Source organism: Streptomyces sp. NPDC007205 (assembly GCF_040634095.1).
Classification (GTDB): Bacteria; Actinomycetota; Actinomycetes; order Streptomycetales; family Streptomycetaceae; genus Streptomyces.
Genome location: NZ_JBEYEW010000079.1, coordinates 1 through 10658, shown reverse-complemented (window position 1 = coordinate 10658; position 10658 = coordinate 1). Strand labels below are relative to the sequence as shown.

The 10658-nt window shown below is 69.0% G+C and carries 10 protein-coding genes; all 10 read left to right on the top strand.

The annotated features are described in order from the left end of the window. The coding region (locus ABZ624_RS40580; protein WP_360100293.1) for a polyprenyl synthetase family protein at positions 1–816 on the top strand (816 nt) is incomplete at its 5' end. A 114-nt stretch (positions 817–930) separates the two neighbouring features. After that, complete coding sequence (locus tag ABZ624_RS40575) at positions 931–1917, top strand: beta-ketoacyl-ACP synthase 3 (RefSeq protein ID WP_360100290.1); 987 nt, start codon at positions 931–933, stop codon at positions 1915–1917. Between the two features lie 61 nt (positions 1918–1978). Continuing rightward, complete coding sequence (locus ABZ624_RS40570; protein WP_360100288.1) at positions 1979–2221, top strand: phosphopantetheine-binding protein; 243 nt, start codon at positions 1979–1981, stop codon at positions 2219–2221. A 264-nt stretch (positions 2222–2485) separates the two neighbouring features. Then, positions 2486–3553 (top strand): mevalonate kinase, encoded by a 1068-nt coding sequence (mvk, locus tag ABZ624_RS40565; RefSeq protein ID WP_360100285.1) that lies wholly within the window; start codon positions 2486–2488, stop codon positions 3551–3553. Further along, positions 3550–4554 (top strand): diphosphomevalonate decarboxylase, encoded by a 1005-nt coding sequence (gene mvaD / locus ABZ624_RS40560; RefSeq protein WP_360100282.1) that lies wholly within the window; start codon positions 3550–3552, stop codon positions 4552–4554. The genes mvk and mvaD overlap by 4 nt, the downstream gene beginning before the upstream one ends. Next, on the top strand, positions 4551–5729 hold the full coding sequence (locus ABZ624_RS40555) for a phosphomevalonate kinase (RefSeq protein WP_360100279.1): 1179 nt from the start codon (positions 4551–4553) through the stop codon (positions 5727–5729). Before mvaD ends, ABZ624_RS40555 begins: the two co-directional genes overlap by 4 nt. Beyond that, positions 5726–6802, top strand: coding sequence for a type 2 isopentenyl-diphosphate Delta-isomerase (gene fni / locus ABZ624_RS40550; RefSeq protein WP_360100276.1), 1077 nt, complete (start codon positions 5726–5728; stop codon positions 6800–6802). The genes ABZ624_RS40555 and fni overlap by 4 nt, the downstream gene beginning before the upstream one ends. Continuing rightward, positions 6799–7896: a hydroxymethylglutaryl-CoA reductase gene (locus ABZ624_RS40545; RefSeq protein ID WP_360100273.1), complete on the top strand. Its 1098-nt coding sequence runs from the start codon at positions 6799–6801 to the stop codon at positions 7894–7896. The genes fni and ABZ624_RS40545 overlap by 4 nt, the downstream gene beginning before the upstream one ends. Then, entirely contained in the window at positions 7886–9076 is a 1191-nt protein-coding gene (locus ABZ624_RS40540) for a hydroxymethylglutaryl-CoA synthase (RefSeq protein ID WP_360100270.1), read from the top strand. The genes ABZ624_RS40545 and ABZ624_RS40540 overlap by 11 nt, the downstream gene beginning before the upstream one ends. A 431-nt stretch (positions 9077–9507) precedes the next feature. Beyond that, positions 9508–10479: a hypothetical protein gene (locus tag ABZ624_RS40535; RefSeq protein ID WP_360100267.1), complete on the top strand. Its 972-nt coding sequence runs from the start codon at positions 9508–9510 to the stop codon at positions 10477–10479. Positions 10480–10658 lie beyond the last annotated feature (179 nt).

Sequence of the window (10658 nt, the reverse complement as noted above, 5' to 3'; positions counted from 1 at the left end):
GCCGTGGGCGGCGCCAGCGAGGACGCGCTCGGCGCGGCCGTCGCCATCGAGCTGGTCCACAACTTCTCCCTCATCCACGACGACATCATCGACGGCGACGAGCTGCGCCGCCACCAGCCCGCGCTGTGGGCGGCATTCGGCATTCCCGCAGCCCTCCTTGGCGGGGACGCGCTACTCACCCAGGCGCTGCGGGTCCTGGCCGACAGCCGCCCGAAGGATGCGGGCCACTCCGTGTCCGTACTGGCTGCCGCTGTACTGGAGTTGATAGAGGGCGAGGCGATGGACACAGCCTTCGAGCGGCGCGGCGACGTGACGGTGGCTGAGTACACGGCGATGGCCGCGGGCAAGACCGGAGCCCTGATAGGCGCCGCTTGCGCGCTCGGCGCGCTGGCCGGCGGCGCGGACGAGGGACGGGCCAGGCGCCTGGCCCGTTTCGGCCGCCGACTGGGGGTGGCCTTCCAGATCACCGACGACCTGCTCGGCATCTTCGGCGACCCGGCAGTGACCGGCAAGCCGGTCGGCAGCGATCTGTCGTCGCGCAAGAAGACGCATCCGGTGCTCGCCGCAATCGGCTCGCGCACGGCGGCCGGAGACCGGCTCGCCGCGCTGTACGCGCAGGCCGGGCCGCTGGACGAGGAACAGGTACGGGAGGCGGCCGGTCTGGTGGAGCGTGCGGGCGGACGACGCCTCTCACGCCAGGCGGCCGCACACGAACTTGACCTGGCCTTTTGTGAGTTGCACGCCGCCGACCCGGCCGAGCGCGCGCTGGCGGATCTCACCGCCCTGGCCCACCTGATCACCCAGCGCAGCAGTTGAAGAGGAAGGTTGCATCATGAGCCAGTCAGGCCCGGCCCTTCAGGTGATTGGGCTGTACGACGGCTTCCGGCCGCACCGTACGGCGGGGAGCGACTCGATCTCCAGGATGTACCGGTGACCGCGGCCCATTTGATGGCCGCCGTGGCGTCCGGCGGCAAGCTAGCGGCGGGTGCTCGTATCGCGGGCCTGGGCATATACCGGCCCAGTTCTGTGGTCTCCAATGAGGAGGCGGCCGCCGCAGCAGGAGTGGATGCTGACTGGATCGCGCAGCGGGTGGGTGTGCGCGAGCGCCGGCGCGCCGGCGCTGATGAGAGCGTGGTGTCCATGGCCGTGGAGGCCGGCAGCAAGGCTCTGGCGGACGCGGGGGCGAGTGCCGACGACGTTGACGTGGTGATCCTGGCGACCTGTTCGATGCCGTCCCCGATGCCCAACGGGGCGGCCTCCGTTGCGGCGGGCATCGGCTGCCGGCCGGCGGCGGGCTTCGACCTGAATGCCGCGTGCTCCGGTTTCAGCCATGGCCTGGCGGTGGCCGACGCGCTGGTGCGGGCGGGCACGGCTGGCGGGGTGTTGGTGGTCGGCTCGGAGCGGATGAGCGACTGGGTGGATGAGGGGGACCGCAACACGGGGCCGATCTTCGCCGATGGTGCGGCCGCCGCGCTGGTCCTGCCCGGCGACCGGCCCGCGATCTTTCCCGTGGCCTGGGGCAGTGACGGTGATCAGGCCGAGCTGATCGCGATCTCGGCCGAGAGCGGACATATGGAGATGGCCGGCCGCAAGGTGTTCCGCTGGACCACCAGCGCCCTGCAGTCCGTGATCGATGAGGCCTGTCGGCGTGCCGGCATCGCCCCCGCCAACCTGAAGGCGTTCGTGCCGCACCAGGCCAACCTGCGCATCATCGACACCCTCGCCCGGCACATCGGCGCCCCCGGCCTTGTCACCGCAACCGACCTGACGGACGCCGGGAACACCTGCGGCGCCTCCGTCCCGCTGGCCTTCCACGCACTGCGCCAGGCCGGACGGGTACACAGCGGCGATCCGGTACTGCTCTTCGGTTTCGGGGCCGGACTGACCTACGCCGCCCAAGTCGTGCTGTGTCCCTGACCGCCACGGCACCTTGCTCGACATCCGCCATAAGCAAGCCAGGTCAGACCTTGGAGGAATCGTGAACACGGACCTGAGCACTCTCACCTGGGTACTGCGCATCGTCGCCATCGTTGCCGAGCAACCCGTCGAGGCCATTCAGCCCGAGCAACGCCTGATGGAAGACCTGGGCCTGGACTCGCTGCAGATCACCGAAATCGCCCAGAAGATCGAGAACGTAGTGGGCCGTCCCGTCGACGAAGACCTCCTCAACGCGGACGGTGCCACGGTGGCGCGGTGCGCCGAGATCGCCGCTGCTGTGTAAACCAGCGCAGGCTCCGCAGGGCTGCCTCACGCGTGCCCCCGCCCGTCTGACTCGCAGAAAGACAGTCGTGCCGTCCTCGGGAGAGACCCGACCCTGGAAAGGAGACCGTGCCATGACCTGCTCCCCCCATTGCCCGTCCACCGTCAAATATCTTGCAGGTCTGCACCCCTGTGCCGAGATCATCCGGGGCATCTTCCTTGGTATCCGCTGCGCCGCCACCGCCTGCGGCACTGTGGGCGTTGCTGTCGCACGCACCGCACGGCAGTGCCCCTGCCCTTCTCACCAGGCGCCGCAGCCGTGACCCCGCAGCAGCCGGGAGCTCTCGGCACCGGGCGGGTGCCCCTTACTCCCCGGCCGTACGACACGGGCCGGCCTTCCGGAACGGGGCGGGCCCATGGCAAGGTGATTTTGCTGGGTGAGCATGCCGTTGTCTACGGAGCGCCCGCGGTGGCCGTGCCGCTGCCCGACCTGTCCTGCACGGTCACCGTCGCCGTCAATGCCGAGCCCGCCGACGGCCTGGGCTGCTACACGCCTTTCACGATCCCGGCGCATGGCGCTGTGCCCTCGGCGGACGGCGTGCTGCCGCCAGGCCTGTGTCTGCTGATTGACACCGCGCTGCGCCGGGCCCGTAGGTTCGACATTCCCGCAATGGAAGTACAGGTGGAGAGCGACATCCCTTACGGCCGGGGCTTGGGCTCAAGCGCCGCCGTTGCCCGCGCCCTGACATACGCTCTCGGACAGCTGCTGCCACTGGACCTGAGTGCTGCGGAGGTCTTCGACTACGTCCAGATCTCCGAGAGCGCGGCGCACGGCCGCGCCTCGGGCATCGATGCACTGGCCACCGGCAGCACCCGGCCTGTGCTGCTGTCGGACAGGCACCCCAGCACGCCCCCGGTCGCTGCTGAGGCGTGGATCGTCGTCGCCGACAGCGGCAGTCCCGGCCACACCAAACAAGCCGTCGCCATGCTGGGTGCGGCCTTCGGTGAACACGCCCTGCGTCGCGAGAAGTTCCTGGCCCGGTCGACGTCCCTGACGTGCCGGGCGCTGCGGGCCCTGGAGCAGGGCCAGCTGGAGGTGCTCGGCCGGCAGCTCACCGACTGCCATACCCTGTTGGCGGACCTGCAGCTGAGCACCGGCTGCGTGAACGCCCTGGTGGACACCGCCCTGGCCCATGGCGCTCTCGGCGCCAAGATGACCGGCGGGGGGCTGGGTGGCTGCGTCATCGCACTCACCGACACTGCCGCCGCGGCCAGCTTCCTGGCCGCCCGGCTCGACGAGAACGGCGCGGCGCAGACCTGGACGGCCCCCATCAAGCCGGGGAGGTCCGCATGAGGGCCGCACCCACGGCGACGGCGGTCGCCCACCCCAACATCGCCCTGGTCAAGTACTGGGGGAAACGCGATGAGCACCTCATCGTGCCGCTGGCCGACAGCCTGTCCCTGACCCTCGACGTCTTCCCCACCACAACCAGCGTCCAACTGCTCCCCGGAGGCGCGCAGGACGTCATCGTCGTCGACGGGCGACCGGCCACCGGCGAGGTGCTGCGCCGCGTCACCGGTTTCCTAGACGTCCTGCGTGCCCATGCGCGCAGGCATGAGCCGGCTCACGTCGACACCCGCAACACGGTCCCGGTGGGGGCCGGCCTCGCTTCCTCGGCTGCTGGCTTCGCCGCACTCGCCCTGGCCGGGGCCCGCGCCTACGAGATCGACCGGGACCCCACCGAGCTCTCCCGGCTGGCCCGCCGTGGCTCCGGGTCGGCCGCCCGCTCCGTCTTCGGCGGCTTCGTGCTGTGGCACGCGGGCCCTCCCGATGCCGCTGACGCCGACCTCGCCTCATACGCCGAGCCCCTGCACGATGCCCGTCTGGATCTGGCGATGGTCGCGGTGCTCCTGCAGACCGGGCCCAAGTCCGTCTCCAGCCGCGAAGCGATGCGCCGCACCGTGGCCACCTCCCCACTGTTTCCCGGCTGGCTTGCCTCCAGCGGCGCCGATGTCACCGCGATGCGCGCGGCACTGGCCACGGGTGACCTGCCCGCCGTGGGGGCGATCGCCGAACGCAACGCACTGGGCATGCACGCCACGATGGAGACCGCGATCCCGCCCGTCACTTACCGCACCCACGCCTCCCACCACGTCCTCGACCACGTACGCCGGATGCGGGAGCGGGGCGAGCAGACGTGGTCGACGATGGATGCCGGCCCCAACGTGAAAGTCCTGTGCCCGGTCTCGGACGCATCGCGCATCGCCGCCGAACTCGGCGAGGTCACCGGCTGCCGCACGCTCGTCGCCCGCTCCGGGCCCGACGCCACGGTCACAACGGGGGTGCCCACATGACGGCGCCGGTCACCCGCCGCGCTCCTGGCAAACTGCTGATCTCCGGCGAGTACGCCGTCCTCACCCCCGGCCAGCCAGCCCTCATCGCAGCCGTCGACCGCTACGTCACCGTCACCGCGGCACCGGCTCACCACGCGGACGTCGAGCTGATCACCGACCTCGTAGACCATCCCGTGGCGCTGCACCGAAGCCACCACGGACTGCAACCGCATCGGCCGCACGAAGTGGGCCTTGTGCGCGGATTGCTCGCCCATCTGGTCGCCGTCGTCGAGACCGCCGACCAGCTCCGTGCCGAGTCGGGTTCGGAACCCGCGCCGCTGCGGCTGACCGTACGCTCGGACCTACACGAGAACGCCACCAAGATCGGCCTGGGCTCCAGCGGTGCGGTCACCGTCGCCGCCATCCACGCGGTCACCGACTTCACCGGCACGTCCTTGAGTGCCGAGATGCGCTTTCGCCTTGCTCTGCTCGCTTCGATCACCCTCGACGCCCGCGCGTCGGGCGCGGATCTGGCCGCCGGCACCTGGGGCGGCTGGATCCGCTACAGCCCCCCCGACCGCCAGGCCCTACGCCACCTCATGCACACCAGTGGCATCATCGCGGCCCTGCGTGCCTGTTGGCCTGGTCTGTCGCTTCGCGCGGTGACGCCCCCGTCCGCCGTGTCCCTGCATTACGGGTGGTCCGGCCGCCCCTCCTCCACTACGGCGAAGATCGGTCAGCTCCAGCAGACCGCGTGGTGGCACAGCGCTGCCCACCGCCGTTTCTGCGCCCACAGCGGGCAGTTGACCGACGCCTTAACCGACGCTTTCGACCGCGACGATGCCGCTGCCGTCCGAACTGCCGTCGACGCGGCCAGCGGCCTGCTGCACAGCCTTGACCAGCAGACCGCTCTCGGTATCTTCACCCCCGCGCTTACCGCACTGTGCGACGCGGCCAGGGCCGTGGGCGGGGCGGGTAAGCCGTCCGGCGCGGGCGGCGGGGACTGCGGTATCGCCGTCCTGCCACATACCGCCGACTCCGACGACCTCCACCGCCGCTGGGCCGCCGCCGGCATCACCCCCCTGGGCCTGCGTACCGCAACACCACAGCCCGGCGGACCGCACTCCGGCATCGGACCGCGCCTCGCCAGCGCGCTGCCCGTCCCTGCCGCACAGATCACAAGGACCGTCTCATGACCGCGAAGCGCAAGGACGATCACGTCCGCCTGGCCGTGGCCCAGCACCACACCTCCCAGACCGCTCAGCACGCCCCCGCCCAACGGGCCGGCGCCTTCGACGACATCAGCTTCATGCACCACGCCCTGGCTGGCATCGACCGCGGCCAGGTGAGCCTGCGGACATCGTTCGCCGGCTGGACGTGGCCCGTGCCGCTGTACATCAATGCCATGACCGGCGGCAGCCCCAACACCGGGGAAATCAACCGCGATCTGGCCATCGCCGCACGCGAGACGGGCCTGCCCATCGCCACCGGCTCGATGAGCCCCTTCCTGAAGGATCCCACGTGTGCTGACACCTTCGCACCGGTGCGCGCACAGCACCCGGACGGCTTCGTGATGGCCAACATCAACGCTAACGCCACCCCTGAGCAGGCCCGCCGCGCCATCGGACTCCTTGACGCCAACGCCCTGCAGATCCACCTCAACACCGTCCAGGAGATCGTGATGCCCGAGGGCGACCGGTCCTTCGGGCACTGGCCCGCCGCCATCGAAGCCATTGCAACGGCCGTCGAGGTCCCGGTCATCGTCAAGGAAGTCGGCTTCGGTCTCAGCGGCCGCACTGTCGCGCAGCTCGCCGGCCTCGGCGTGGCCGCCGCCGACGTGGCCGGCCGCGGCGGCACGGACTTCGCCCGCATCGAGAACGGCCGCCGCCCGCGCGCCGACTACGCCTACCTCGAAGGCTGGGGCCTGAGCACGCCCGCAGCCCTCCTGGACGCCCAGGACAAAGGGCTCCCGCTGCTCGCCTCCGGCGGAGTACGCCACCCCCTCGACGTGGCCCGCGCCCTCGCACTCGGCGCCCACGCGGCTGGCGCCTCTGGCCCCTTCCTGGCCACCCTCGTCAACGACGGGCTCGCCACCCTCATCGACCAACTCACCTCTTGGATCGACCAGCTGACCGCGCTGATGACCCTCCTCGGCGCCCACAGCCCCGCCGACCTCGCCGGCGCCGACCTACACATCACCGGCGCCCTGCGCGAGTTCTGCGACCAACGCGGGATCCTGTTGCCTCAGCCCAAGGAAAACAGCCGATGACCACCCAGAACATACCCACCAGCAAAGCCCCCGCCAAAGCCGTGCCGGACAGCATTACCCCCGTTCCCACACGCTGGGTGGGCCCCCTCCGGATCAGCGGCAATGCAGCCACAGACGAAACCCACGTCCCTTTGGCCACCTATGAATCCCCCCTGTGGCCCTCGGTCGCCCGCGGCGCCCGCATCTCCCGCCTGATCGACGGCGGCATCCGGGCCACCCTCGTCGACGAACGCATGACCCGCTCCATCCTCCTCGAGGCCACCGACGCCCAGGCCGCCCACGTCGCGGCACGCGCCCTGGACGACCGCCTCGAAGAACTGCGCGTCCTCACCCGCACCACCAGCCGCTTCGCCGAACTCCTCGCCGTACGCCACGAGATCGTCGGCCCCCTGCTGTACATACGCTGTGAGTTCGCCACGGGTGACGCCTCCGGCCACAACATGGCCACCCTCGCCGCCGACGCCCTCCTGACCCATCTGCTGGCCCACATTCCGAACGTCAGCTACGGATCGATCTCCGCCAACTACTGCACCGACAAGAAGGCCACCGCCGTCAACGGCATCCTCGGCCGCGGCAAGAACGTCACCGCCGAGATCCTCATCCCCCGCCAGACCGTGGCCGACCGGCTGCGCACCACCGCCGCGAAGATCGCCCACCTCAATGTCACCAAGAACCTGGTGGGCACCCTGCTGGCCGGCGGCATCCGCTCGGCGAACGCCCACTACGCCAACATGCTGCTGGCCTTCTACCTGGCCACCGGGCAGGACGCCGCCAACATCGTCGAAGGCTCCCAAGGCATCACCTACGCGGACGATCGCGACGGCGACCTGTACTTCTCCTGCACCTTGCCCAACCTGATCGTCGGCACCGTCGGCAACGGCAAGGGCCTGCCCGCAGTCGAGGACGCCCTCGCACGACTCGGCTGCCGTGCCGAACGTCCCATCGGAGACAACGCCCGCCGCCTGGCCGCACTGGCCGCGGCCACCGTCCTGTGCGGGGAGCTCTCCCTGATGGCCGCCCAGACCAACCCCGGCGAACTCATGCACGCTCACACCCGACTCGAACGCCTCAACGGAGCACCCCATGGCCACTGATCCGACCCAGGTGACCGTCGGTATCCACGACCTCACCTTCGCTACCACCAGCCTCTGCCTCACCCACGAAGAACTCGCCCGGCACACCGGCGCGCCCGTGGCCAAGTACCACCACGGCATCGGGCAGACGGCCATGAGCATCCCCACCGAGGACGAGGACATCGTCACCATGGCCGCCGACGCGGCCACGCCGATCATCGAACGCCACGGCGGCGGCAGAATCCGCACCATCCTCTTCGCCACCGAAACCGGCATCGACCAGTCCAAGGCCGCCGGCATCTACGTCCACTCCCTGCTCGGCCTGCCCCCACACATCCGCGTCGTCGAACTCAAGCAAGCCTGCTACGGCGCCACCGCCGCACTCCAGCTCGCCTGCGCCCTGGTGCGCTGCGACCCTGCCCAACAGGTCCTCGTCCTGGCCAGCGACATCGCCCGCTACGACGTCGATAGCCCCGGCGAAGCCACGCAAGGAGCCGCCGCCGCGGCCATGCTCATCACCGCCGCACCCGACCTCGTCGAACTCCACACCCCCTCCGGGCTGTTCACCCGCGACGGCATGGACTTCTGGCGCCCCAACTACCGCACCACCGCCCTCGTCGACGGCAAAGCATCGAGCGACGCCTACCTGACAGCAGTTGACGGCGCCTGGCACGACTACCAGACGCGTGGCGGCCTGCCCTTCGAAAAGCTCCGCACGGTCTGCTACCACCAGCCCTTCACCCGCATGGCACACAAAGCCCATCGACGACTCCAGCAAGCCGCAAGCATCACGGCTCCTCTCCACACCACCGACGACGCGATCGGCCCCACCACCACCTACAACCAGGTGATCGGCAACAGCTACACCGCCTCCATGTACCTGGCTCTCACCTCTCTTCTCGACAGCGACACCGATCTCGGCGGCGACTCCATCGGATTCTTCAGCTACGGCTCAGGCAGCGTCGCCGAATTCTTCACCGGCACCATCACTCCCCGCTACCGCGCCCACCTACGCACCGAAGCCCACCGCGCGCACATCGCCCGGCGCCAGCCGATCGACTACGACACCTACCGCCACCTGCACACCTACTCCCTGCCCACCGACGGAACGCCCCACGAGGTGACCCGACAGACACAAGGCCGCTATCGCCTCTCCGGGATCCGGCACCACCAACGGCAGTACCGAACAGCACAGTCGTGAATCACAGTCCTCCCCCGGCTATCACGCCAGACGACCGCCCTGTGCGGCGCTGATTCGTCCATGCAGGCCACCGAGCTTATGTGCATGGGCTATTAATCGGGCGACGGAAAGGACTTCGCGGATGAGTTGTCGGGTATCCGTCGCGGGCGGAATTGGTAAACGCCCTTGTGGAGAACTCTCACATCTCTAACCGCTCTATCCTCTGCGGATGGGCTGGCCAGGCCCGGCAGCTTGCGGGTGGGTGCGGCGCCGGATCATCCGGCGATCACGGTCATGAACGACAACGGGCGCTCTTGCGCCCCTTCCACCGGAACTCTCGCTACATATGGCGCCTAGACCGAACCAGGGATCATCATCGACCGCTCAAACCCTCGTCCTTTAAACGCCTGGCCGAATCACCGGTATTACCACACTACAGAAGGAGCGGAAGCGTGGCTGACAGATCAGCAAATCAAGATGTGCGGCGCGGCATACGCCACCTGCCCATAATGGACGTCCCCTATGAACCCACCTGCCATCCTGAAGTGAAGAAGCTTGAGCGCGACGCCATCGACTGGGTGTCTACCTTTGCCCCTAACGCCGCCATCCCGCACTTGGCCAAGACACGGTCGGGACGCATCGTGGCCCGCACCGTAGCCCCAGGCGCCCCGGCGGGACTCCTGCGTGCCTATGGCCGGATGCTCGCCTGGGGTTTCTGGTTCGACGACGAGTTCGTTGACGATCTCACTGCCGACTCACCAGCCCACCTGTCTGCCGTCACGTCCGTCATGGACATCCTGGACAAGGGCTACGGCACCGGTGCGGCCGGCGAGCGCATGGAGACTGCCTTCTGTGAGGTCGTGGACGGCCTGCGCGCCGCTTTGCCTGCCGGGTCTTTTCAACGGTGGTGCATTGAGATGCGACTTTGGTTCGCTTCCATGGCCCTGCAAAACCACATGCGCGCCAGCAACGCCATACCCAGCATCGCTTGCTATAAGACTACGCGTCTGTACACCGTCTGCTCGTTTGCCTGCATCGTCATCATCGATGCCTCCTGGGGCGATCACGTGGGATGGGACGACTACTGGGCACCCGATGCCGCCGCGCTACGCCTGCGTGCGGCCAACGTCGCTGCCTGGCAGAACGACGTCTTCTCCTACTTTGCCGAACGTGACCACCCGGGCAGGTTTTGGAATCTGCCCAGCCTGTACACCGCTCATGGACTGACGGTGGAGGAAGCCTTGCAGCGCACCGCTGCCGACGCCGCAGATGAGATCGCCGGCTTCGACCGACACGTCGCCTCACTCCCTGCGCCGGTCCCTCCGGCCATGAGCTACCACATACGAAGCCTGCGCAACTGGATGCGCGGGTGTCACGACTGGTCACTGGAGGCCTCGTCCCGCTACGTCGGCTGGAACGGATAGATGACAGTGATCCCGCCTGGGGCACCAGCGACGCCTGCCACGGCGCCACGGCTTCCTGGGCAGCGAGATGTGCGCGCACCGCTTAGAGCTCGTAACACGATCATGGCCGAGCTTTCTTGAGGCGTCGCCAGCAGATGAGGCTGCAGGCCAGGGAGACGAGGGCGTCGTGCAGATCGAGG